Origin of the sequence: Paucibacter aquatile (assembly GCF_002885975.1) — a bacterium.
GTDB lineage: Bacteria > Pseudomonadota > Gammaproteobacteria > Burkholderiales > Burkholderiaceae_C > Paucibacter_A > Paucibacter_A aquatilis.
On sequence record NZ_POSP01000003.1, the window covers coordinates 1,409,399 to 1,434,186 of the forward strand.

At 67.5% G+C, this 24,788-nt stretch carries 18 protein-coding genes; 7 read left to right on the top strand and 11 right to left on the bottom strand.

Features of this window, described 5'->3' with window-relative positions; all coding sequences use genetic code 11:
* The first annotated feature begins 478 nt into the window (after positions 1-478).
* From C1O66_RS09280 to C1O66_RS09295, 4 genes are all read left to right on the top strand, one after another.
* Complete coding sequence (locus C1O66_RS09280; RefSeq protein ID WP_102767614.1) at positions 479-748, top strand: hypothetical protein; 270 nt, start codon at positions 479-481, stop codon at positions 746-748.
* Positions 749-970: 222 nt separating this feature from the next.
* Positions 971-1,465 (top strand): hypothetical protein, encoded by a 495-nt coding sequence (locus C1O66_RS09285; RefSeq protein WP_102767615.1) that lies wholly within the window; start codon positions 971-973, stop codon positions 1,463-1,465.
* A 388-nt stretch (positions 1,466-1,853) separates the two neighbouring features.
* Positions 1,854-2,336: a hypothetical protein gene (locus C1O66_RS09290; RefSeq protein WP_133155148.1), complete on the top strand. Its 483-nt coding sequence runs from the start codon at positions 1,854-1,856 to the stop codon at positions 2,334-2,336.
* Positions 2,333-3,370, top strand: coding sequence for an RDD family protein (locus C1O66_RS09295; RefSeq protein ID WP_102767617.1), 1,038 nt, complete (start codon positions 2,333-2,335; stop codon positions 3,368-3,370). Before C1O66_RS09290 ends, C1O66_RS09295 begins: the two co-directional genes overlap by 4 nt.
* Before the next feature lie 79 nt (positions 3,371-3,449).
* On the opposite strand, the gene C1O66_RS09300 is transcribed toward C1O66_RS09295, so the two are convergent.
* On the bottom strand, positions 3,450-4,625 hold the full coding sequence (locus tag C1O66_RS09300; RefSeq protein ID WP_102767618.1) for a M23 family metallopeptidase: 1,176 nt from the start codon (positions 4,623-4,625) through the stop codon (positions 3,450-3,452).
* 234 nt (positions 4,626-4,859) lie between these two features.
* On the bottom strand, positions 4,860-5,060 hold the full coding sequence (locus tag C1O66_RS23885; protein WP_102767619.1) for a hypothetical protein: 201 nt from the start codon (positions 5,058-5,060) through the stop codon (positions 4,860-4,862).
* Positions 5,061-5,604: 544 nt separating this feature from the next.
* Between C1O66_RS23885 and C1O66_RS09310 the strand changes: the two genes are divergently transcribed.
* Genes C1O66_RS09310 through C1O66_RS09320 form a run of 3 tightly spaced genes read left to right on the top strand, consistent with a single transcriptional unit; the run spans position 5,605 to position 9,198 of the window.
* Positions 5,605-6,102 carry a MarR family winged helix-turn-helix transcriptional regulator gene (locus C1O66_RS09310; RefSeq protein ID WP_102767620.1) on the top strand — a complete coding sequence of 166 codons (498 nt, stop codon included), beginning with the start codon at positions 5,605-5,607 and terminating at the stop codon, positions 6,100-6,102.
* Positions 6,093-7,970 carry an arsenic resistance N-acetyltransferase ArsN2 gene (gene arsN2 / locus C1O66_RS09315; RefSeq protein WP_102767621.1) on the top strand — a complete coding sequence of 626 codons (1,878 nt, stop codon included), beginning with the start codon at positions 6,093-6,095 and terminating at the stop codon, positions 7,968-7,970. Before C1O66_RS09310 ends, arsN2 begins: the two co-directional genes overlap by 10 nt.
* Positions 7,963-9,198: an MFS transporter gene (locus C1O66_RS09320; RefSeq protein ID WP_243392755.1), complete on the top strand. Its 1,236-nt coding sequence runs from the start codon at positions 7,963-7,965 to the stop codon at positions 9,196-9,198. The genes arsN2 and C1O66_RS09320 overlap by 8 nt, the downstream gene beginning before the upstream one ends.
* 138 nt (positions 9,199-9,336) lie before the next feature.
* Here C1O66_RS09320 and C1O66_RS09325 read toward each other — a convergent pair whose 3' ends face one another.
* The 9 genes from C1O66_RS09325 to C1O66_RS09365 all read right to left on the bottom strand — a co-directional run bounded on the left by C1O66_RS09325 (position 9,337) and on the right by C1O66_RS09365 (position 24,787).
* Positions 9,337-11,235, bottom strand: coding sequence for a M48 family metallopeptidase (locus tag C1O66_RS09325; RefSeq protein WP_102767622.1), 1,899 nt, complete (start codon positions 11,233-11,235; stop codon positions 9,337-9,339).
* 161 nt (positions 11,236-11,396) lie between these two features.
* Positions 11,397-12,044, bottom strand: coding sequence for a DUF47 domain-containing protein (locus C1O66_RS09330; protein WP_102767623.1), 648 nt, complete (start codon positions 12,042-12,044; stop codon positions 11,397-11,399).
* A gap of 37 nt (positions 12,045-12,081) precedes the next feature.
* A complete protein-coding gene (locus C1O66_RS09335; RefSeq protein WP_102767624.1) occupies positions 12,082-13,095 on the bottom strand; it encodes an inorganic phosphate transporter in 1,014 nt (337 codons plus the stop codon).
* Between the two features lie 9 nt (positions 13,096-13,104).
* Positions 13,105-13,743 carry a DUF47 domain-containing protein gene (locus C1O66_RS09340; protein ID WP_102767625.1) on the bottom strand — a complete coding sequence of 213 codons (639 nt, stop codon included), beginning with the start codon at positions 13,741-13,743 and terminating at the stop codon, positions 13,105-13,107.
* 327 nt (positions 13,744-14,070) lie between these two features.
* The gene (locus C1O66_RS09345; RefSeq protein WP_102767626.1) at positions 14,071-14,898 is read right to left on the bottom strand and encodes an HDOD domain-containing protein; all 828 of its coding nucleotides are present in this window, start codon (positions 14,896-14,898) and stop codon (positions 14,071-14,073) included.
* 177 nt (positions 14,899-15,075) lie between these two features.
* Complete coding sequence (locus C1O66_RS09350; protein ID WP_165794546.1) at positions 15,076-15,840, bottom strand: Crp/Fnr family transcriptional regulator; 765 nt, start codon at positions 15,838-15,840, stop codon at positions 15,076-15,078.
* A gap of 128 nt (positions 15,841-15,968) precedes the next feature.
* Positions 15,969-17,282, bottom strand: a complete 1,314-nt coding sequence (locus C1O66_RS09355; protein WP_102767628.1) for a glycerate kinase type-2 family protein — start codon at positions 17,280-17,282, stop codon at positions 15,969-15,971.
* A complete protein-coding gene (locus tag C1O66_RS09360) occupies positions 17,279-18,502 on the bottom strand; it encodes a urate hydroxylase PuuD (RefSeq protein WP_102767629.1) in 1,224 nt (407 codons plus the stop codon). Before C1O66_RS09360 ends, C1O66_RS09355 begins: the two co-directional genes overlap by 4 nt.
* 246 nt (positions 18,503-18,748) lie before the next feature.
* Positions 18,749-24,787, bottom strand: a complete 6,039-nt coding sequence (locus tag C1O66_RS09365; protein WP_133155151.1) for a CHAT domain-containing protein — start codon at positions 24,785-24,787, stop codon at positions 18,749-18,751.
* Position 24,788: the final 1 nt, after the last annotated feature.

Consider the following 24,788-nt stretch of genomic DNA (forward strand, 5'->3'; position numbering starts at 1 on the left):
GCGGAGCGAGGTCGCGAGGGTCAGAGGTCGCGAGAGAGGTCGCGAGGGTCAGGCCTTGAATTTGAAGATCCAGAGTCTGCTGATGCGTACGAACATGCAAACTTGGTAACGACAAGACTCAACGCATGACGACAGCGATTCCCCTGGCAGCCTGCGACACCCGGTTCGGCGACATCCAGCGTGCACGGCAAGAAGCCATCAGCCCCGGACACACTGACCTAAGGCCTTGTAGTGGTGGCAACATAGCGCCTGCTTTCGGCCACGCAAGGTTCGCCCATTCGACAGGGTGGTGTTTGTTTGTACCCAGCGAAGTTCAGGTGAGCAGAATTCTTCAGTTGGAGTGAAATGTACGAAGACTCACTGGCAATGCGGTGGCAGCATGCGTTTGTAAACACGGCCGAAACGCCTGCGTCTTCTCGCAGTTTGGTGCTGAACGACGCGCTCGATCGGCTGTTGACGCTTGAGTAGGCAGCGCAGGATGTTCACAGTTTTCTTGCTGGCCCTGTCCGCTGTCTTCGCATGGCTCGCCGCTGACGCCTGGCGCCTCCGGGGCGGCTCAAGACTCCCCTCTGCTCAGTTGCTGAAGCTACGCGGGCAAATTGCGGATCATCTGTCGCTTGAAGAGCAACGCAAACGGCAGGACTACGACGAGAGAAAACTAACTGGCAATACAAATGCCATGTTCATCGTCTTTGCGGTCCTTTGCATCGGCTTCTTGGCCGCAGCGCTGCATCAACTGCTCGGCTAGTGCACCATGTCCGTGTCAAACCTTGAGCATCGACAAGGGTGTTGCTTGCCTTCAAGGGGGCCGCAAGAGTCAGGAAGCGCTGCCAAGGCGCAATCTCCGACCCAACAGCCCGCTGCAGCCCCAGCCATGCTTGCCAACGCAGCCCCGCCTCGGCCCACCAGCGTCACGACGCGAGGATTCCAGCCATCAGCCCGGTCGCCTGGCAGCTTCTTGTTGGTGTCGATGTTCGCCTTCCTCCTCGGTTGCGGTTTCGGCGCAGCTGCGCGAGCACAAGCGCAAGCACAAACCCAGCTTCCCGCCCCTTCCCGCACCGCCTTCAAATGCGAGGTGGACGGTCGAGTCAGCTACTCCGACAGCCCTTGTCTGGGTGCCAAGAAGGTGGATTTGGAGCCCACGCGGGGCCTGAGCAGCAGCGTTTCGGGCAAGTCTCCTCTTTCTGCTTCGCCGCCGCTCGGGGCCGATGTCCAGCGCGAACGCCAGCGCGAGGCCTTGGCCGAAGCGATCAAGCCGATCACGGGCTTGGGCGCCAAGCAGTTCGACATCCAGGGGCGCCGCTTGAAACAGCTGTCGCCCGAGGCGCGTCAAAGCTGCGCAAGGCTGGACCGCGCGATCCCCGCGGCGGAAGCGGCCGAAGCCAGCGCCAACACAGCAAGCCTGCCTGCTGCGCAAGAACACCTGCTGCAGTTGCGCCGACAGTTCAGAGAGCTGCGTTGTTGACCGGGCCAAGCAAAGGCGCCAGGCACCTTGAACCCATTCCCGCACGGAGCTCGAAAGCCTGTGCCCCATCTTCAGCGGCTTGATCCGCGGGCTGGTGCTTGCTGACCTGCTGGCGCGGGCGGGCCGCAAGCCCAGCCCCGCGGCTTTGGATGCCATGGGCAATCGTAGGCGCCCCGGGATGGGCCCGATTCGCCCGGGCGGGCGGCTGGCTACACTGCGTCGCGCCAAAACATACAGATCATCCGGCATGGGCCGGGCACTCCGATCAAAAGATGCGGCCAAGCACCCAGGCGCAAGCAGACCCTGGGCGCAGCCACATGGCCATGCGGAAAGAACAAGGGCTCGGCCTGCACTGACGCACACCGATGCACACCGAGGGAGGACATTGATGAAGATGAAGGTTCCAGGACGCCCAGCATGGCTGCTGGCGCTGTGTTTGTGCTCGGCTGCAAGCGCAATCGCGCAAACGGCCAACCTGCCCGGGAACGATCCCGGTTCCCTGGGTGACAGCAAGGCAAACGCCATCGAGGTGTGCCGCGCCGCGGGTCAGCGCGCCTACCTGGCCCGCTTGCTTTGCGCTGACGGCTCCCGCCCCGAGATCAGCCGGGTCGGCAGCGTCGGCTCGAGAACCGAGCCACGGGCGCCTTTGAGCGAGGAACAAGAGCGCGAGCTCTTGGATGCCATGCTGCGGGGCCTGCCACTCAAAGCCGGCCAGCCAGACTTCCACATCGTGGACCTGTACCAGGCCACCTGCGGCCAGGTCCAACGCCAGCTCTACCTGGACATGTACCACTGCGACAACCCAGCTCCCGCGCAAGCGCCGGCCGGCTTCAGCTTGCGCGCCAAACCCACAGCCAGCACCACACCATGAGCAGCACAGCAAAACCTACGGCCCAGAGCCAGGCGACGCCAACACAGGCTCAGCCTTCGCCATCGACCGCCTCAAGTACAAGCCCCATCGCCGGCTTCTGGCGCCGCGTCGCCGCCTTCATGCTAGACGGCCTGGCGCTGGGCCTCATCGGCATGGCCCTGGGTGCGCTGGCGTCCGATGCCCTGGTCGGGCTCGGGCCTTGGGGCCGGCTGCTCGGGTTCGGGATTGCGCTTGCCTACTTCGGCTTCTTCAACAGCCGGCTGGGCTGGGGCCAGAGCTTGGGCAAACGCCTGCTGCAGATCAAGGTGGTGGATGCGCAGGGCGCTGAGTTGCCACTCGGCCGTGCCGTGCTGCGCTACCTGCCCGTGGGTACGGTCTGGTTCCTGAGCAATGCGCAGCTGCCGGACGCGCTGCTGTTCAGCGCCTGGGCGGCCGTGCTGGGCCTGGCCATCTTCGGCCTGGGCGCCTGCCTGCTCTACCTCTTTCTGTTCAACCGGCGCTCCCGCCAAGCCCTGCACGATGTGCTGAGCGGGTCCTTCGTGGTGAACGCGGCCTGGCAAGGCCCCGTGCCCGCAGACCTGGCGGCGCCACTGCCCACGCTGCACCGCGCGGTCTGCGCCCTGCTCCTGCTGCTGGGTGCGCTGGGGCCGCTGATCTCGCAGCAATGGCTGCAGAAGGACAGCCAGACGCCCTTCGCGCCCCTGGCGCAGATCCTGCTCGCCGTCAACGCCGAGCCCTGGGTGCAGTCCTCGGCGGTGAATCAAGGCGTGACCTACACCCAGTCCAGCAAGGACGGGGGAAGCAGCAGGACCATCCGGCATCTGAGCATCCACGCCATCTCGCGCGACGCCGACATTGACCAGGCCCAGCGCCTGCAAGCATTGGCCCGCCTGGCGCTGGACGCCCACCCGGATGCGGCGACGCTGGACCAGATCCAGATCACCTTGGCCCACGGCTACGACATCGGCATCGCCTCCTCCTGGCGCTACCAGCGTCGGGTTCTGAGCCCAGCCGAATGGGCGGCCTCGCCCTGAAAAGCGCACAGAGAGGCCGCCCTGTCTGCCGGCCGCGGCTCGGGCCCTCAGGCGGGCCCGCGCGCCAGGCTTTCCAGGCTCACTGGCTGAAATAGCCCGAGCACTTCTTGACCCCGTTCTTGGTCAGGTAGAAGCGGTTGCAGTTGGTGTCATAACTGCTGCCCGTGGCGGTGATGGTCCAGCCGGCCAGGTTGACGGTGTTGAGGTGCTGCCAGGCGCCGTTGGACTTGAGGCTCCAGTGCTGGTGCGGTCCAGTGGAAGCGCCGCCATTGCACAGTGCTTGCGCCTTGTTGTTGGCCGGGTTGCCGATGAAGGCGTTCTTGGCCACATTTGCGCCGGTGTTGTACTGCAGCTTGTCCATGTGATAGTAGGTGGTGGACCAGCCGCCGCTGTGCACGATCTCGGCGAAGCAGCTGGAGTGGCGCTTGAAGGTGCCGGCCGCCGAGGCCGACACCCGCACTCCCGTCTGGTTGCTGCCCCAGCCGCCGCCCTTGCTCATGTCCAGCGAGGACATGGGGTAGTTGCCACTGCCGGTGTTGGTGTGGGCGCCGCCCACATGCCAAGAGTCACCAATTGGGAACGGGAACTGCAGGAAGCCGGCCGGCGGCCCGGCCAGGCTAGTGTCAGGCGCGGCGGCACCGGCTTCTTTGCCGGAGCGAGCAGCGGGATCATGCAGCGCGCGGGCGGCCTCGGTGTCGAAGCTGAGGCCGAACAGGCGCTGGTAGGTAGCGGCGAACTCGGCCTCACTGGCGCTGGTGTTTGCCAGCAGCGCGCGCAGGGGCGCAGCCCGCGCTGCATCACCGCCGAACTCACCAGCCGCCTCATGAGGCGCAGGCTCGTAGAGCTTGCGTGCCAGCTGATCGGCTACATCGCGCACCTGCTCATTGAAACCGCTGCGCGTGGACAGCGCACCCATGGGGCGATGAATGGCGGCGCGCTGACCGGGCTTGCTCAAGAGGCCGCTCTGCTGCTCAATCAGCGCCAGCAAGACACGGGGACTGATGCTGCTGTAGCCCGCCCAATGGGAAATCACCTCCGCATACTGAGCCAAGGCGGGCGCCTGGGCCAGCAAGTAGCTTTCGGTGTCGAAGCTGAACATTTCGGCATGGCTGTAGAGCAAGGAGTTGGGCGAGCTTGCCGGGCCCGCAGACTCGCTTGCAGCTTGTGCCTGCGACAGGGTGAACAGGCTTGCTGCAGCCATGGCTCGCAGCACGAGCAGCAGGGAAGGCTTGAAGAACTGAGAGCTGGGTTTCATGGGAATGCGCTTTCTCTCTGAATGAGTTAAAGGCGGGCCGGGCGCCCGGGCGCTGCCCCAAACGGCCAAGGCCAGCGGACTGAACCGGAGGGGTTCAGCCTCGCTTGCAAGCAAGCGCGGGACATGCCAACTCAGTCTAGGAAGCGAGGCCGCTGGCGTCGCCTGTTCAAGCTGCCATCTTGTCCCCGCACTGGGACTGTGCTAACGGCCCAGGCCGCCGCACACCGAGCGCCATCAATTGCCCGTCAGCCACAGCAGCAGCGCCAGCAACATGCTGGCTGAGGCAATTTTGTCGAGCGCCGCGCGCACGGGCGAACGGCGTGCCGTGCTTGCTTTCAGCGCTGCCACTGTGAAGGGGCGAAACAGCGCATCGGGTTCGACGGCGATGTTGAAGCAGGTGATCGCCATGCCCAGCACAAAGATCGTGTAGGCCATGCTCCAGCCGGAGCTGTAACTCAGCCAAGCCAGGACGTGGAGGATGGCGCTGACGCCAAAGAAGGTAGACGCCGCTTTCAGCTGGAGCGAGCTCGGCGCTGCACCCCGGCCAGGCTCCTCATCGGGGCCTTGATCCGACGCTCGTCCCGGACGCTCGCCCTGCTCGCTCACGTTTCAACTCCCGTTCACCCGTCTCAACAGATCACCCTGCACCTTGCGCCGTGCCGGCTCGCATGCCGCCCACAACTGAACATTGACGACGGATACGGATCATTGGACCAAGCAAAGGCGGCTTTGGGCAAGCCCGCGAAGCGCGGCAATGTCTGCAAGCGCCGAATGGCAGGTTCGCCAGGGCAGCTGCAAGCCGCCCACTCGGGCTGGCGTATATAGTTGCTATTGACAACTTAAAGAGCGAAAGCTATCGTTGCCACAAGCTGCATCGGGCGGGTTCGCTTCAGCTGGCTTTTAGTTGCTATACGAAACATTATTCTCGGAACTATCATGCGTGAACATAGTTGCTATACACCACCAGGACAGCCACGCCATGAACCTCACCAACGCCACGCCCGGCAGCCTGCTGCGCGAAGTCGCACGCCTCTACACCCGCGCTCAACGTGTGGTGGCCGATTGCTGCCGCACCACCAGCACGCAGTGCTACCTGCTGACCGAACTGGCCCGTTCGGGGCCGCAGCCTCTCTCGGAACTCGGCACCCGCCTCAGTCTGGAGAAGAGCTGGGTGTCGCGTGCGGTGGAGGGCATGGTTGCGCGTGGCTTGGTGAGCAAGGAGCCGAATCCGAACGACGCAAGGAGCTGGCTCGTCACGCTCACCGCCGAAGGCGAACGCACCTGCACTGAACTGAATCAAACCCTGGACACCCACGCCGCTGAGCTGCTGAGTGCCCTGAACGAGCGCGAACGCGCCGCAGTCGAGAGCTCACTGCTCTTGCTCTTGAAGGCCCTGCAAGCGGATACCGCAGCCAATTGCTGCCTGCCGCCACCCATGGCCCACAAGGAACCGAGAACGAATCCATCATGTCGCTGAACACCAAGACCATTTCCCTTCGCCAGGCCACGCCGGCCGATTGGCCCGCCGTGGCCGCGCTCTTGCGCAGCCATCAACTGCCCATCGATGGCGCACAGGACCATTTGTCAACATTCGTGCTGGCCCTGTCCCAAGGCGAACTGCTGGGCTGTGCGGGCGCCGATGTCTATGGCGAGCACGCGCTGCTGCGCTCTGTGGCGGTAGCGCCCGGCCAGCAAAAGCAGGGGCTGGGCCGCGCCATGCTGAGCCTGCTGATCGACGAGGCGCGCCGCCGCAATCTCAGCCGCCTCTTTGTGCTGACACTGACGGCGCGCGAGTACTTCAGTGCCCTGGGCTTCCAGGCAGCGTCCATCCAAGAGGCGCCGGACGCGCTCAAGGCCTCGGCGCTGCTGCAAGGCGCTTGCCCTGCCGAGGCCCACTTCATGTCACTCAGCCTGCTGGCCGCCGAAGCGACAGCGGCCGAGGACTTGCCGATTGCCGTGCTCGGCGCCGGCCCGGTCGGCCTGGCCGCGGTCGCCAAGCTGATCGCGCGTGGCCTGCCTTTTGTGGCACTGGAAGCGGCGCCGCAAGTTGGCGCCCATTTGCTGGACTACGGACATGTGCGCCTGTTCTCTTCCTGGCGCTACAACCTCGATGCCGACATGGCCCGCCAGTTGGCAGCCACAGGCTGGCAGCCTCCGGATGCCGAGGCCCTGCCGCTGGCGGCCGAGGTGGTAGAGCAGGTGCTGCAGCCGTTTGCTGAACTGCCGGCTGTGGCACCAGGCCTGATGCTCAACACCCGCGTGCGGGCCATCAGTCGCGCCGGCTTTGACAAGGTCAAGAGTGCCGGCCGCGCCCAGGCGCCGTTCATCATCCGCGCCGAACAGAAGGGTCGTGTGATTGAGCTGCGCGCGCGGGCGGTCATCGATGCCACGGGCACCTGGGGCCAACCCAACCCACTGGGCGCCAGTGGCTTGCCCGCCTTGGGCGAGGCCGAGGCAGCGGCGCAAGTCTTCTACGGCATTCCCGATATCTTGGGTCGGGAACGAGCGCGTTATGCCGGCCGCAAAACCCTGGTGGTCGGGGCTGGCCATTCGGCGGCCAATGCCCTGCTCGCCCTGGCCGAGTTGGCGCAGCAGGAGCCGGGAACACGCCTGGCCTGGGCGGTGCGCTCGCCGGTCCTGAAACGGGTGTTTGGCGGCGGCGATGCAGACGCCTTGCCCGCGCGCGGCCAGCTGGGCCAAGCCTTGCGTTCCCTGCAGTCCAGCGGCGCCATGGAGTTCATCGCTGGACTGCGCATCAACGAGCTGCGCCGGGTGGGGCATCAGCTCAGCGTGCTCGGCCAGGGCGCGAACGGCGAGCCCCTGCAGTTCGACGGCATCGACGAGATCATCTGCGCCACCGGGCAGCGCCCGGATCTGAGCCTCAGCAGCGAGTTGCGCGTGAAGCTCGACCCCTGGCTGGAATCCACCGAGGCCCTGGGCCCGTTGATCGACCCGAATCTGCACAGCTGCGGTACGGTGCGCCCGCATGGTCACCGCGAACTGGCCCATCCCGAGCCAGGCCTCTACACCGTCGGGGTGAAGAGCTATGGCCGGGCGCCCACCTTCTTGATGGCGACCGGCTTCGAGCAAGCACGCTCGGTGGTGGCGGCGCTGGCGGGCGACCTGGCGGCCGCCGATCGGGTGGAACTGGATCTGCCCGAAACCGGGGTCTGCAGCAGCGAGTCCTTTGAGGCGCCGGGCTCGCCAGCGCCGGCTGCAGCGGAAGCAGTAGCAGCAGCGGCAGCGGCAGGAGGGTCCTGCTGCGGCCCGAGGCCCGTGACCCAGGCCGCGGCTTCAGCGCCCGCGCGCTCCTGCAGCCCCAAACAGACCAGCTGCTGTGGCTGATCCTGCACGCGCTGTGCCCTGGCAGACCGTCGCCAATCTGGGGCTGGCCCAAACCGTGGCCTGGGCATCGTCCTACTACCTGCCGGCCATGCTGGCCACGCCCATGGCGGCCGATCTGGGCGTGACCAGCGCGACCGTGTTCGCGGCCTTCTCTCTAGCCTTGCTCGTCTCCGCCCTGCTGGGCCCCGCCGCCGGCCGAGCCATCGACCGACACGGTGGCCGGCCCGCGCTGATGGCCTCTAACCTGGTCTTTGCGCTGGGCCTGTGCGCCATGAGCCAGGCTCAGGGCCAGCTGGGGCTGTTCGCCGCCTGGCTGCTGATGGGCCTGGCCATGGGCTCGGGGCTGTATGAGGCAGCCTTTGCCAGCTTGGTTCGCTTGCACGGGCGGGACGCCCGCCAAGCCATCACCGGCATCACCTTGATCGCCGGCTTTGCCAGCACGGTGGGCTGGCCCTTGACGACGCTGCTGGAGCAGCATGGGGGCTGGCGCGGCGCCTGTCTGGCCTGGGCTGGCTTGCATCTGCTGATTGCATTGCCCTTGAACTGGCGCCTGCCGGGCCTGCCGGGCCAGCATCAGCACGCGAGCGCAGATGCCGAAACGACAGCGCCGCAAGCAGACAGCGCACGCGGCCCGGCGACAAGCGCCAGCGCCACGCAGCAAGCCCGTGCCAGGTGGACCACGGCCTTGCTGGCCTTGGTGTTTGCCATCATGGGTTTTGCGGGCACGGCCATGGCGGCCCACCTGCCCCGGCTGCTGCAAGCCCATGGCAGCAGCTTGGCGGCCGCTGTGGCCGTGGGCGCGCTGATCGGGCCGGCCCAGGTCGGCGCGCGCCTGCTGGAGTACAGCTTGCTGCGCCGCGCCCACCCCTTGTGGGTGGCACGCGTGGCAGCGGCCATGCATCCGATGGGCGCCCTGGCGCTGCTTGCGCTCGGTCCCCCGGCAGCGCTGTGCTTTGGCCTGCTGCACGGAGCCGGCAACGGCATCCTGACCATTGTCAAAGGCACCTTGCCCCTGGCACTCTTCGGTCCGCAAGGCTATGGGCAGCGCATGGGTGTGCTGATGGCACCGGCACGGGTGGCGCAGGCGCTGGCGCCCTGGCTGTTCGGCCTTTGCCTGGACCGATTCGAGGCTGGCAGTCTGTGGCTGTCGGCAAGCCTCGGCGCGCTGGCGGTCGCGGCCCTGATGCTTGTGCCCAAGCCAAGCGCTTCACCGAGCGGAGCGCCTTAAGCCTGGCCCAACAAGCTGATGGGCGCAGGTCTGCGCGTGCTCAAAGGCCCAGGCACCAGAGCACAGCGGCCATCAATATGCACACCAGGCCGGTCTACGAGAGGGCGGCACCGGCCTGGCCTCGTGCCTGCTCAGGCTTCAGCCCCGCTGCACCAGACTCAGCAGATCGCCCTGCACCTTGCGCCGTGCCGGCTCGACATGGCGGCCCAGCACCATCACGCGCAGGCGGCCCGGCAGCTCGGTGTCGCGCAAGGCATGGAAGAGCCGCTCGGCCAGGGCGTCGGCCGAGTCCTCGCTCCAGCCCGGCTTGGCCTGCACCCAGAACGTGAAGTGGCGACGCGCGGGTTTGACGTCAAGCTCTTGCTCACCCAACCAGGCGGCCTGCAGCTCGGGCTCGCGCAGCAGCACGCCGCGCAGCTCACGCAGCTGGTCGGCACTGAGGCGGGGCGCCAGGGTCTGTTCCCAGGGCGGCAGCTCGGCGAAACGCTCCCAGGCGCTGTGCTCCATGGCCTCGCTCTCGCTGAGGCGCTGGCGCCAGAGGCGCCGCTGTTCGGGCGGCAGCACCTGGTCGCGCGCCTGGGCGGCATCCATCCAATCCTGGGCCAGGCGCGCCGCGAACCAGGCCTGGTCTTCGTGGTACTGGTAGAGCTGCTCCAGCCAATCGCCCACGCGCAGATCGGCCTTGGGCGCATGACGCAGGGCCAGGCGGCGCAGGGCCTGGGGGTGGCGCGGCGCCAGGCTCAGGGCGCGCTCCAGCAGTGGAGTCGGGTCTTGATCGCTGAGCGCCTCCATCGCATCGGCCCAGGCGAGCCATTCTTCGGCGACCAGAGGCTGGCTGCCGGCGCGGGCGCGCTGCTGCAACTCCAGGGCCTGGGCATGCTGCTGGCGCAGGCGTTCGCCATGCGCGCGCCAATCGGCGCGGTGCTGTTCCCACCAGGCGCCGTCCAAGGCCTGGCCGATGCGCTCGCGCGCCACGCCCAGCAGGCCCAGGGCATGGCCGGCCGAGGGCTGAGGGGGGCGCGGCAGCGGTGGGCGATCCGGGTCGGGCGCCAGGGCCGCCAGGCGGTCCTTGAGCACCGGATGGGTGTCGTCAAAACTGGCCAGGCGGCGCAGCTCACGGCGCAGGGCCTCTTGCTGCCAGCCGGGCTCGCTGGCGCGCTGCAAGCTCGTGGGCAGGTTGCTGAAGGGACTGGGCTGCGCCTCGACCCGGGCCAGGCGCCAGTGGCGGCGCCAGAACTCCTGCTCGTACCACTGGGCCTTGATGGCGATCTCCAGCAGGGCCTGGCTGGCCACCTCGGAACCGAAGAGCCGGGCCGAGACCCGATCGGCCTCGTACTCGTCCTCACGCGCCAGCGCAAAGCTGAGCGCATCGAAACGCGGGAAGTACCAGCCGGCAAAGCCACCCAGCACCCAGCTGACCGGCGAGCCGCCTTCGCGGTAGCGGCGGCTCAGCCGAATCCAGGCCAGGCGCGTGCGGTAGATCCAGGCCGACAGCTTGCCGTGATCGCCGCGCAGGTGACCATACTCGTGGGCAATGACGGCGAACAGGCGGCGCGGCTCCAGGGCCGACAGCATGGGCCAACCCAGCAGCAGATGGTTGCGATGGTGCAGACCCAGGAACAAGGGCTGCTGGACGATGGCGGCATTGAAATCACCGGTGATCCAGACCCGGTGCAAGGCCGGACCGCCGACTTTGGCGCGGATCTTCTCCAGCACACCGAAGAGCTCGGGCGCGTCCGCCGCGGTCAAGACCTGGCCCTCGGGCGCATCGAAGGGCACACGCAGGCCTTGCAAGGCCGCAAACAGCAGCCCCAGGCAGGCCAGGCCCACCCACACCATCCAGCCCCCGGGCCGGCCGCCATTCTGAAGATGCCAGGCCAGGCCCAGGACACCGGCCAGACCGAGCACGGCGCAGAGCAGCACGACGCCGTAGCCCAGCAGGGCAAAGCGCAGCACGCGGCGGCGATAACGCTCAGGTTCATCGCGGCTGGCCTGTTCATTCAGGCGCAGCAGGTGCACATGGTCGGCCGAATTCACGCCCCTCTCCCTCCACAAATGAAAATCGCCCCTTCTTGGGGGCGACGGCATTGTGACGGAATTGGCAGAACTGGCGAGTGCGTCAGCGCACCCTGCTGGGATTTCAGCTTAGGGGGATGGCGCTGCAACCCGCCGCGGCGCCGCCCTCCCCAAGCACGGCTTCAGGCGTTTTCGATCAGGATCTCTTCGATCGTGCCGGCGGCGCGTTTGCAGGCTTCCATCACGGTTTCGAGCAGCGAGTAGAGCTCGCGCAGCTTGATGGCCCGCCAGGCGGCGGCGTCATCGCCCTCTTGCTCGAACATGGCCTTGATGGCGCGCTTGCGCAAGGTATCGACCTCATGCTCGATGCGGTCGATCTCCTTGCACAGATCCAGGGTTTCCTGGCCGCGGGTCTTGTCGGGCAAGGCCAGCACGGCGCGATCCAGGCGCAGGCAGGCATCGGCCACCAGGGCGGCCATGGTGCGGGCTTCCTGGGTGGTTTCGTTGATCCGGTAGGCGCCGACGGCGTTGCAGACATGCTGCAACTCGTCCAGCACCCGGTCGAGATCCAAGGCCAGCGTGTGCAGCTGATCGCGGTTGATCGGGGTGGTGAAGCTCTCGTAGAGCAGACGGATCAGATCCTCAAGAATCTTGTCCGCGCTGGTCTCGTACTCATGCACTTCCTCGATCAATTCCAGCGTCTGAGCACCGGGCTGGCCCAGGCCCGTGATCAGGCGCAGGGTTGCGTTGCCGCCCGCCACCATGCGGGTGGTGTGCGAAGCCAGCAGTTCAAAAAAGGCGTTGCGTTTGGGAGTCAGGTGGGCGCTCATTTCAGATTCTCAGTCGGAGTCGGCATGCGGCCAGGCATCACAGGATGCCGCGGCCGATGTACCAGAACAGCGCAGCGATCAAGCCCGAGGCTGGAATCGTCAGCACCCAGGCCACCACCAGATTGAAGGTCACCCCCCAGCGCACGGCCTTCACATCCTGGGCTGCGCCCACGCCGACGATGGCGCCGGTGATGGTGTGGGTGGTGGAGACCGGAATGCCGCCCAGGGTCGCCAGACCCAGGCTGATGGCGCCGCCCATGGAGGCGCAGGAGCCGCTGACCGAGTTCAGCTTGGTGATCTTGGTGCCCATGGTCTTGACGATGCGCCAGCCGCCCAGATACGTGCCCCAGGCAATGGCGATGTAGCAGGCATAGATCACCCAGTTGGGCAAAGTGTGCACATCGGTGGTAGCCGCGCCGGCCGAGATCAAGAGCAGCCAGATGATGCCGATGGTCTTCTGCGCATCATTGCCACCGTGGCCCAGGCTGTAGGCCGCGGCAGCCACCAACTGGGCGTTCTTGAACCACTTGGAGGCCTGGTGGGGCGATCGGTTTCGAAACGCCCAGGCCACCGCCACCATCAGCAAGCCCCCGAGCATGAAGCCCACGAACGGTGAAATGATGATGAAGGCCAGGATCTTGCCAAAGCCGCTCCAGACGATGGGCGCGCCCGAACCGGCCTTGATCATGGTGGCGCCAATCAGGCCGCCGACCAGAGCGTGGGACGAGGACGAGGGGATGCCGTAGTACCAGGTGATGATGTTCCAGATCAGCGCCCCCATCAGGGCGCCAAAGATCACGTAGTAATCGACAAAACTCGGGTCCACCGTGCCCTTGCCGATGGTGGCCGCCACCTTGAGCTGGAACACCCAGATGGCCGCAAAGTTGAAAAAGGCCGCAAAGGCCACGGCCTGCTTGGGCGTCAGGGCGCCGGTGGCCACGATAGTCGAAATCGAGTTCGCGCCATCATGGAAACCATTCATGAAGTCGAATGCCAGGGCCACAAAAATAAGCAGGCCCAGCACCCAGATGCTGATCGTTAGTCCTTCCATGACATGTCCTCAGGAGTTCTCGATCAGGATTTCTTCAATCGTCTTGGCGGCGTCTTCGCAGCAGTCCAGCACGTCTTCTTGCAGGCCGTAGAACTTGCGCATCTTCATGGCGATCCAGGGGCTGCCGCCGGCCTCGAACAGGCGGGTCACCGCGCTGCGCTCGATGCGGTCGCCCTTGGACTCGATCACCTCGATCTGCTTGCACAGGTCGATGATCTCGGCGGTGCGCTTCTTGTCGCCCAACAGGCTGACGGCCTGGTTCAGACGCAGGCAGGCGTCGGCGCCCAGCGAGGCCATTTCGCGGCCTTCGACCGTGGAGTCGGTGATGTTGTACATCTCCACCGCCTGGGCCACACGGCGCAGGGCGTTGATGACCTGATCGATCTCGATCGTCAGGGTGTGGATCTGGTCGCGGTTGATCGGCGTGGTGAAGGACTTGTGCAGCAACTGGATCAAGGCCGCCTTGATCTTGTCGGCGCTCTTCTCGTTCTGATCGACCTCCTGGGCCAGCGCTGCCACATCTTGGTTGCGCTCACCGAGGCTGTTGACCAGGCGCAACATGGCGTTGGCACCGGCAACCACGCGGTCTGAGTGCGCCGCAAGAAGCTCATAGAACTCCCTGCGCTGTGGCATCAGGCTACTGAACATCGAATACTCCTGGGGGACTTGAATGGGGGCCGTGGGCGCCAGAGCATCCCGCCAAAAGCGGGCGCCTCTCGCCCGCCTTGGGGGTCAGCGGCCGGATTTTGCCCTTGTCAACAAGGGCTAGTGCTGATTTGTGTCACCGTGATGACGACAAACCACATATTTTCGCATCCCCGGCCACCCGCCGGCCTCGGGAGCGCACTCAAACCCTCATCCAGGGGTGAAAACAACAGGCAGCCGGCGCCTCGCACCGCCCGACCGAAAGCGAAAAAAAAACCGCCTTCACGTGAAGGCGGCCGGCTTGGAGGGCGCGGGGCGGGTCAGGTCTTGCTAGCTGAGCAGTTGCTCGACATCGCTGGTCACATCGCCCGCGGCCGTGATCTTGGCCTCCAGGAAGGCCAGGTCCAGGTGCAGGTGCTCGACCAGTTCGGGCACCGCCACCAGCAGGGACTGGCTGGGGTTGTCATGGTGCTCGGCCGCGTCGGCCAGCACCTCGGCCAGATGCAGCACGGCCGCCATCAGCGAAAAGGGGCGGATCTCCATCGGCGTGTCGGCGTCCTTGAAGGCCTCGACCATGGGCGCCGGGAAATGCCAGTGCGCGGCCAGGCAGGCGGTGACGTCAGCATGGGTGCAGCCAAAGCGGTGCATCTCCAGCGAGAAGCGGCTGCCCGGCTCGGCCGCATGGGCCTCGACATCGGCCACCAGCTCGGGGTCGCGCAGCGCCATCAAGAGCTGGCCGGTGCGCAGCATCAGGCCCGACAGATAAGCCGTGTCGGCATCGAGCTGCAGCATGCGGCTGAGGATGCGCGAGTAGGCCGCGGTGGCAATGCTGTGGCGCCAGAACAGGGTGCGGTCCAGGCCAGGGATGACCGGGAAGGCGCTGGAGAGGCAGGCGGCCAGCGAGAGATTGCGCAAGGTCTCCATGCCCAGCGCAGCGGCCGCGTCGTTGAGGCTGGAGATCTGGTGCGAGGGGCTGTAGCGCGCCGAGTTGGCCAGGCGCAGGACCTTGGCCGCCAGGGCGGCGTCCTTGCCGATCAGATCGGCAACGGCACCGAGGCTGATGTTCTCGTCGTCAAAGCTGCGAATCAAGCGGCTGGCCACCTCGGGCATGGTGGGCAGGGCATTGTTCTTCTCGAAGAATTTTTCGGCGGCTGCCATGGCTGCTGCGGTCACATTGCTCTCCTGGCTGAACGGGTCGACGGGCCCGTGTTCGCTTGCAGTCTAAGTGAGGGCTTGGCCGCTTCAAAGCCTGCAAATGCGCCGCGAAGGCGGTGTATTCATGCTGGAGCCAACAATGCACGTTTGCGCGGCGCTTGCCGCCGGCTGGCGCCGGCTTCAGCCCTGGGCCAGGCTCTGCAGCGCCGCCAGATTGAGCAGCTTGATGGAGTAGCCGCGCACCTCGATCAGGCCGGCGCTCATCAGCTGGCGCAGCAGGCGCGAGAGGGTCTCAGGCGTGATGGCCAGCTGGGCGGCCAGCTCGCGCTTGCGCTCGCGAAGGGCCACCTCTTCACCGCTGGCCGGGCTGCGTTGCAGCAGCCAGGTGGCCAGGCGCTTTTGCGCGTCCTTGGCCATCAAATCATGGGCCGCACCGGTCAGGTTCTGCACCGACTGGGCCAGGCATTGCAGCAAACGCTCGCTCATCACCGGATGGCGGTTCAGCAGCACCCGCACGCCGCTGACCGGCAGCTCCAGCAGGCGCGCCGGCATCAAGGCCTGGGCGTCCTGGGTGCGGCCTTTTTCCAGCCAGGCGCTGCTGTTGTCCAGCCACTGCGGGCCATGGATGGCGCGCTCGAGCTGGAACTGGCCGCCCTGCCCCGGCATGGCCGGCGCCGCGGCACTGCCGCTGGCATGGGTGCCCAGGCCGACCGCCCCTTCGAGCACGGCCACCAGGGTGTCGGCCGGATCGCCACGCTTGAAGGCACAGGCGCCGCTGCACAGGCTGCGCACCCGAGCCAGTTCCTGCAGACCCCGCAGCTCATCGGCCGCCAGACGTGGGGGGCCGAACAGCGTGGTCCACACCGAGGCCGGCACCAGCGAGGGCGCAGCAGCAGGGGTCGGCGTGGCGGGAGTGAGGACCTTGTCCAAGATGGGCAACGACATGAGTGGCATGAGAACGATGGCTGCCACTGTCGGCCAGAAGCGCGGCTTTGTCTTTGAGCAAGGTCAAAGCATGCGGAGCTAGGCCGGCGCCAGGCGCTGCCGCCTCGGACGATCACGCAAAGGATCACTCACAGAATCAGCAAGGCGCGAAAGTCGTTGACATTGGTGAAGCTGGGCCCGGTGATCAAGAGATCGCCCAGAGGCGCGAAGAAACCGCGGGCGTTGTGGGCATCCAGCTCGGCGCGGGGATTCAGACCCAGGGCACGGGCGCGGGCCAGGCTGCTGGGCGTGAGGAAGGCGCCGGCGTTGTCACCGACACCATCGATGCCATCGGTGTCGGCCGAGAGCCCGTAGACGCCGGCCTCGCCATCGAGGGCGATGGCGCAGGCCAGCAAGAACTCGGTGGCCCGGCCGCCCTGCCCGAGCGCTTGCCCCGATGGCGGGGGCTTCACGGTGACCGTGGTCTCGCCACCCGAGATCAGCACACAGGGCTTGGCAAAAAGCTGGCCGCGCCGAGCCACCGCGCGGGCCAGCGCCGCATGCACACGGCCCACCTCGCGCGCCTCGCCCTCGATCTCGTCGCTGAGGATGTGAGCGGCCAGTCCCAGCGCGCGAGCGGCCTCGGCCGCCGCTTCCAGGCTCATCTGCGGCGTGGCCAGCATGTGCAGCCGCTGCTGGGCCCAGAAGGCCTCGCCCGGCTTGACCGTCTCGAAGGCGCCCGACTCCAAGCCGGCGCGCGCCGCAGCCGGCAGGCTCAGGCGGTAGCGGGCGCAAATGGCCAGGGCATCGCGGCAGCTGCTGGCATCGGCCACCGTGGGGCCGGAGGCGATCACGCCGGGTTCATCGCCGGGCACATCGCTGATCAAGAGGGTCAGGACTTGCGCGGGCGCGCAAGCCGCCGCCAGGCGCCCGCCCTTGATGGCCGAAAGGTGCTTGCGCACGCAGTTCATCTCGCCGATCGAAGCGCCGCTGTGCAGCAGGGCCCGGTTCAGCGCCTGCTTGTCGGCCAGGCTCAGGCCCGAGGCCGGCAGGCTCAGCAGGGAGGAGCCCCCGCCCGAGATCAGGCAGATCACCAGATCGTCGGCACTCAGGCCCTGGCACAGGGCCAGCATGCGCTGCGCCGCGGCCTGGCCTGCGGCGTCGGGCACCGGGTGGGCCGCTTCGACCAGCTCGAGGCGCCGCGGCCGGTAGCCCGGCGGGGTGTGGCCATAGGCCGTGATCACCAGGCCCGACACGGGCGCGTCGGCCGGCCATTGCGACTGCAAAGCGGCCTCCAGCGCCTGCGCCATGGCGCCGGCCGCCTTGCCGGCCCCGAGCACCAGGGTGCGGCCACGCGGTGGCGCGGGCGGCAGCTCGGCCGCCAGGGTGCGCGCCGGCAAGGCGCGGTCCACGGCCGCCTGGTAGAGCTGGCGCAGCAAAGCCTTGGGGTCGGGAAGGGTCAAGGCTGGGCTCCGGCCTCGAACCAGCGGCCCAGCAGGGCGCGCTCCGCGTCGGTGATCTGGGTGGCGTTGTTCATGGGCATGAGTTTTTGCACCACGGCCTGCTGGTAGAGCGCCTGGGCGTTGTGACGAATCAGCTCGGGGCTGTGCAGCTGCACCCCCTTCTGCGCCAATTGTGCGTTATGGCACATCACACAGCGCTGCGTGACGATGGCTTGCACCTCGGCCATGCCCGGGGCCGCAGGAGCTGATGCCGCTGCTGCTGAAGCATCGGGAGCCGGCGCCGGCCGCGGCGCCATCCAGACGATCAAGCCCGCCAGCAGGGCCAGCGCGGCTGCCACAAAACGCCAGTCCTGCACGCCTTTGTGGCGCTGGACGAAGAACACCCGCACCAGCACGCCCACCGCCATCAGCAGCACCAGCACCAGCCAGTTCTGGGCATGGCTGTAGAGCATGCCGTAGTGGTTGGACAGCATGGCAATCAGCACCGGCAGGGTGAAATAAGTGTTGTGCACGCTGCGCTGCTTGCCGCGCTGGCCGAACACCGGGCTGACCGGCCGGCCGGCGCGCATGTCGGCAATCACCTGCTTCTGGCCCGGGATGATCCAGAACAGCACATTGGCGCTCATCATCGTGGCCAGCATGGCGCCAATGATCAGAAAGGCCGCACGGCCGGCAAACAGCTGGCTGGCCGCCCAGCTGGCGCCGACGACAAAGACCGCAATCAGGCCCAGCACCCGGCCGTCGTTGCCGATGCTGCCATCGGCCTTGTGGCCGAAGCGGCGGCAGATCTGGTCGTAGACCAACCAGCCCGAGGCCAGAAAGCCCAGGGCCGCAGCCACAGCGGCCGGCGCACTCCAGGCATGGACGCGGGGATCGATCAGATAGGTGTTGGCGTTGGCCAGGTACAGCAGCACAAAGAGCGCGAAGCCGCTGATCCAGGTCCAGTAGCTTTCCCAGTAGAACCAGTGCAGCTGCTGCGGCAGATCGGGCGGCGCCACCATGTACTTCTGCGGGTTGTAGAAGCCGCCGCCGTGCACGGCCCAGAGCTCGCCATCCACGCCTCGCGCGCGCAGCTCGGGCGCGCTGGGTTTTTGCAGATGGTTGTCCAGCCAGACGAAGTAGAAGGAGGCGCCGATCCAGGCAATGCCGACGATGACGTGCAGCCAGCGCAGCAGCAAGGCAGCCCAGTCCAGCAGATGGGCGGGCGAGAAAACATCCATGGTTGAAGCGGTTCCGAGTCAGAGGCGGCTCACCACAGGCGGGCGCTGTGAGCTGCAATCCCTGTCGCGTGGGGCCAGTGCAAAGCCTGGCCCGACTCCTCTGCCCGCCGCCGCGGGGCAGCCGGGCCGCGCGGCGCGCCGGCAGCGCTCCGCTGCGACGAGTGGGCAAAGTGTATACAGTTCCGCCCCACCCGCCTGTTCGGGTTTTCTTTCAGTCGACGCTCTGACAGGCCCGGAACGCCATGCTCAACGGCGCTTGGCTTTGGCCTTCGCCGCTGGCTTGGGGCCTGACTTGGCGGCCGGCTTGACTGCAGCCCCGGCCTGCAGTGCCTCGGCGCCCGTGCGGGGCCGATCCGCGCGCAGCGCCCGCCCGGGTAGCAGGCGTGCGGCCAGGTCGGCCAGGCCGGCCGCGGTGCGCTCCAGCGCCTCGTCACGGTAGCGCACCAGGGCCAAGGCATCGTGGAAGCGTGAGAGCCGCTCCAGCCGGTTGACCATGGCTTCCAGCTGCGCCGGCCGGGCGCTGACGCCGTCCAGCGCTTGCAGATAGGCACTGGCGAGATCTTCCTGCGCGCGCCGCCCTTCTTCGCCGGCACGCCCCAGGCTGCCGTCAAGCAGGCGCTCGACCAGCAAGGCTTCGGGCTGGATCAGCAAGTCCCAGGGGCTGGGCTCGATGGCGAACTTCTGCGCCGCATCGCGCCGGCATTGCTGGGCCAGGGCGATGGCCGCGTCGCGCTGGGCCGGGCTCTGCCAATCGGTCAGGGCATCCAGGGCCAGGCGGTAGAGCGCATGGCAGGCGCTGAAGCTATCGCTACCCGGCTGCCCCTCGCCGGCCTTGTAGGCCGCCACGCTGTTCTGCAAGGCCTGGTCCATCAAGCGCGCGGCCTCATCGGCCGCCGCCATGTCCAGTTGGCCGCTGAGCAAGCGCCGCGCCTGCAAGCTGGCCAGGCGCTGCCAGGCGCTGCCGCGCAAGGCCGTGCGCTCGGAGTGGTTGGAGGCCGGAAGCGCGTCCTGCGCTGCAGCGGCCGGCCCGGCCAGCAAGACATCGAGGCCGTCGAGGCGGCGCAGGGCCAGCTCGATCAGGCCGGTGTCCAGAGGCTCGGCTGCTTGAGAGCCAGGCTTGCCCGCCTTGCCCGCCTGGGTCGAGCGGCTCAGCGCGTCGACCGCCTGCGCCTCGCCGAGGCGCGTCTCCACATCGACCAGTTTTTCCAGATCCGAAATCGGCACGGCGCCGCTGCGATCCACTGCCTGCACCGCGCGCAGCAAGGCCTCGCGCGCCTGCTCCAGCTGGCCCAGCTCCATCCAGGTGCGGCCCAACGCCGACTGCAGCTGCGGCAGCTCCAGCCAACCGGCCGGGCAGCGCCGGTCCAGGGTGTCCTGCACACGCTGGCCCAAGGCCTCAAGCTCACGCGCACTCAGGTGATCGCGGCGGCGCGAGAGATCCGCCCGCAGCCGTGCCAGCTCGTCCAGCCATTCCTCGGGCGAGACGAACAGGGGCGGGCCTCCACCCTCGCCCGCATCTGCACGGCGGGCCTCGTCCCCGCCCTGCCCCTGTGGTTCAGCCATCCAGCCCGGGTCGCCATAGGCCTGGAAGGCGCCCCAGGTGATGTCCTCGGGGTGGCTGTCCCAGACCGCACGGCGGGCCCGGAAGACGGCATCGCCAAAGCTCTGGCGGCGCAGCAGCAGCTGCTCGTAGAAGACCTGGCCGAAGCGCCGCGCCGATTCATCGTTAACAGCCCAGCCGGCGACGATGACACAGCGCACGCCGATCTCGATCAGCTCGCGAGCCACGCTGGCGGCCAGCTTGTTGCTGCCCTGGCCCTTGCCGGCCGGGTCCACCTGGCCGAGGTGGCAGCAGTTCAGGAACACCAGCTCGGGCACGGTCTCCATGGCCTCGATCTCGGCGGCAGTGATCAAGAGACCGTCCGAAAGCAGCACGCCGCTGCGCGCCTGACCATCGGCATGCGTGAGGTTGAACACCCCGTGGGCCGAGATGTGCAGCAAGCGCCAGGGCTGGCTGTACAGCTTGGCCAACACATCGCTGGCCCGAAGCCAGTTGCCGACCTGGGACTCGACCTCGTAGCCGATGCGGCTCAGCAAAGCCGTGATCTGCTGGCCCTCGGCTTCGGCGCCGGGCAGATCCGGCGGTGCCGCGCTGGGCTGGCCGCCGATCAGCGGGAAGCCCTTGGCAAAGCCCTCGCTGCTGGGGTTGGCGATCACCAGCGCGCGCCGGCCGCTGCCCTGGCGCACGACATTGCGGAATCGTGGCGAGGCCAGCTGGCGCACCACAGCCGTGCGCAGGGCCAGAGGCAGCTTTTCCTCGGCCGGGCGCTCGGGGTTGTCACCGAGCAGCAGCTCCCAGGGCAGGTTGGCGGTGTAGGCATCGACCACCAGCACCACCCGGTCCAATTGCCGAGCGGCGTCCTTGAAGTCATGCGGCACCATCAGCTGGAACAGCAGGCGGCCGAAATCTTCATTCCAGATCGGATTGCCGATCTGCTGGCTGACCAACTGCTCAATCAGGCCCGGCTGCCGCTGCAGCGCCACCGATTCGGCCCGGGCGCGCTGGCCGACATAGGTGTAGCGCAGGCGCTGGGCGAGCGCTGCGGCATTGTTGCCGGCCGGAGCGGGGGCATCGGCGCTGCGGTCGGCATCGGCGACGATCAGGCGCGGCCAGTAGCTGGCACTGCCGGCATCGAAGAGGCGCGAGCGCAGGCCCTCGCCCTGCTGCAGCTCACCGCGGCAGAGCAAGGAAGTGCCCTGGCGCTCGGCCTGGTCACTCAGCGTGGCGCTGAGCTGGCGCAAGGCATAGGTGGCGCTGATGGCGGTGTCGAGGTAGAGCTCGATCAAATCCAAGCGGCCGATGCGGATGTTGAGACCGGTGGTGGCGAAGAAGCGCGCATTGGCCTCCATCACGCCGCGCACCAGAGCCTCGACCGAAGCCGCCACGGTCAGATTGGCCGAAGAGTTGTAACCCAGCAGCAGGCTGGCCAGGGTCAGCTCTCGCTCGCCCTTGCCCAGCACATCGATGACCTGCAGCAGGTAGCGCAGCGCGCCGGTGCGCACCGCCTCGGTCAGGTCGGCCGGGTTGAGTGGCACATCGTAAGAACCCAGGCCGGTCACCACGGCACCACTGAGGTTGCCGCGGCGGCGCTCGGCATCACCGGGCACGCGCAGCACCACCACGGCAGAACCGCGGCTGCCGGCATACAGGCCCAGGCTGTGGCGCTCGCTGAGTTCACCGCTGAGCAGCTCGCGGTCAATCAGGCTCTCGGCACCGGCAATCGGGTCGCGCAGGTAGTGGCCCACCATGATGGGATCGGTCACGAAACGCAGATCCATGGCGCGCACCTGGACCTCCAGCCGTCGCTTGGTGCGGGCCGGTACGCGGTCGCGGGCCGAGGCGCCGAGCAGGCCGCGCAGCAAGGCATCGGGGTCCTCGGCGCTCGGCGGGCCGGCGTCGTAATGGGTGGGCATGGCCTGCTCGATGGCACGCTGGGCCGGCGGGTTGACGGCCAGGCGGGCGGTCTGCCCCGAGGTCAGCAGCTCCACCAGCGCCGGGAAATGGGCCGGCGTGGCCAGCAGGTCACCATGCGCGGCCGGCATGTAGAAGAAGCGGCCGATGCCGCCGATGCGGCCGGAGTCCCAGCTGACCGTGCCATCGCCACGGGTGGTGCCCACCATCTTGAGCCGGCGAGAGTTGTCCGTGCCTTCGATGCGAATGCCGCATGGCGTGTTGGGCGCCTGGCCAAAGATGTAGACGCTCTTGCTCGCGTAGGCCAGAGGCAGGCTGGGCAGCCCCGGGCCATCCTGCTGCCACAACCAGCTGGCAGCATCCAGCACGGGCTGGGGCGGGGTGCCGGCGCGACCGTTGCCGAACCAGAAATCGCGCACCAGGCCCTTGAGCTCGGCCCAGGTCTCGGCCTGTTGGTAGGCCAGGCTGACGCCCCCCTCGGGCAGGCCCTGGAAGGTGTCAACAAAGCCAGGCTTGGGCAGCAGCTGCAGAGCGCCGCGAAAGCCGGCAATGATGTCCAGCACCTCCTGCATATCGTGGGTCATGTCCAGGCGCACCAGGGTGCGCAAGGTGTCGCCTTTGCCGATCAGGTTCTCGACCATGGAGTGCGCGCCCTGGTGCGGCGTGCCCAGCATCAGCAGGCGGGCGCCCTCGCGCGCCATCAAGCCGTCCATCACCGCGCGGCGCTTGTGGATGCAGGCACGCACCACCAGGCCACCCATGCTGTGGGCCAGCAGGCGAATGGGTTGGTCGCTTTCCTTGAGCAGGCGATCGAGGAACTGCCCCAGGCGCTCGGCCAGCACGTCAAGCGGCTGGCGCCAGTCGTAGGGGAAAGGCTCGACCCGGTGGCTCTTGCTCAGGTGCTCGCACAGCTTGCCGTAGAACATGGCGAACAGCTCTTCGGCCTCCACCCCCGCTCCCCCCTCCTGCCAGGCCAGCTTTTCCAGGCCACCGGCGGCAATGTCCAGGGGATCGAACCAGACCCGGTCCTTGGGGCCGGCGCGCAGATGCGAGCCCATCACGCCGGGCAACACCACGACGATGGGCCGCGTGTCCGCGCCCACCGCGCGGCTGCTGCTGGCCGCCAGGGCGGCGGCCATGGCCGCGGCAAAGTCGGCCTGAGCCGGCAGGTCGTGAAAGTTGGGCAGCCGGGCTGGCTCGCTGTGGGTCAGCCAGTCGCGCAAGGCGCTGCGTGTGTCGGCATTGACGAAATAGCGGAAGTGCGAAACATCGGCACCGCGATCGAACAGCACCCGGGCCGAAAGCTTCGGGGCGATGCCGGCCAGCATGGCGCTGGTGTTGACGACCAGGTCGTTGTCGTCCATGTCGAAGAGCAGGTAGTCGGTCAACATCACGCCAACCCGGCGCAAGAGGCCGCCGCCCTCGATATCACCGGCAATCACCGCCATCTGCGTGCCGGGCCGCACCGGCGCTTCGCGCAGCAGGCGGGCCAGCGGCGAATCGGGCAGCATGGCCTCGATGCCGGGCACCAGATGGGCATCGGTGCGGTTCTTGGCGATCTCGATCACCACGCGCTTGAAGGCCGAGTACAGCGGGCTGCCGAAGAACACCGGCACGCGGCCGATCAGGCTCAGCAGGCCGGAGAGAAAGACATCGAAATTGCCGCTGGCCAGCTTGGTGCCGCTGGCCGGCGAGGCGGCACGCACATAGCGCTGCACCACCAGGCGGCGCTCACGCAGCACCCGGGCCAGGGTGCGCAGCTGCTCGCGCTGCTCGGCATGTCCTGCATCCAGCTCAGCGCGGATGCGCTGGTTCTCCGCTTCATCGGCCACGCCCGTGCCTTCGAAGGCATAGGCATAACGCTCGATCAGATCGTCAAATTTGTCCAGGCAGAGCAGATCGGCCACCAGGCCGCCGCGGGAGTGCGAGACCAGGTTGACATGGGCGCCGATGGGCAGGGAGCGCGCCAGGGCGATCGCATTCTCGATCGGGCTTTCGGACAGGGTGCGGTGCTCGAAGGCAAAGATGCCGCCGCGGAAGCGCGCCTCCAGCGCCCCCCAGAGATCGCGGTCGCCGTTGCGCAGCTCGCCAAAGCTGCCCAGCGAGCTGGAACCGGTGCCATGCACAAACACCAGCATGGGCTGGGCCGTGGCCGGGTCCACCGGCGTGAGCAGGTCCAGGCCGTGCGGGGCCAGGTCTTGCGCTTTGCCGGTGGCCGAGACCCAGCGGTACAGCCCGGGCTCCTGGTCCAGCTGGCACTCGATGGCCCACATCAGCGCCCGGGTGCCGGCCCAGGTGACGCCGAGCTCGGCCTTGTCCGCCAGCTTGCTCAGAGCCAGCTTGATGATGGCATCAGGCTTGTCGCCGGCCGCGAAGGTGAAGACCCTGCTGATCAGGCCGCCGACGGCCTCGCCCAGGCCGCGGCTGGGGGCGGCGCCTTGCTGGCGCAGCTGCTCCAGCAGGATGGCACCTGTCGCAGGGTCGAGCAACTCGGGGTGGCTCAGGCGCAGGCTTTGCTGCAGGCGTGCGGCACTGGTGATCAGGCTGCTGCCATCGGCCAGCTCGATCAGCATCAGGGCATCCGGTGCCAGCGCAGCCTCATGCTGGGAGGCACCGGCCACGCTGCTGCGCGCGGCCGGGCTGGTCTCGAAGCTGGCCAGGGGCTGGAGGTAGCCGGCCGGAAAAAACACATCGCCCTGCTCTTGTGGCGTGCCCGCCGCGCGGGTGGCTGGCATCAGCAGCTGAGGCAGCTGAGCCTGGCCGCTGGCGCGGGCACTGAGGCGCAGAGGGATGGGGGCGGCGGCAGCGGGCATG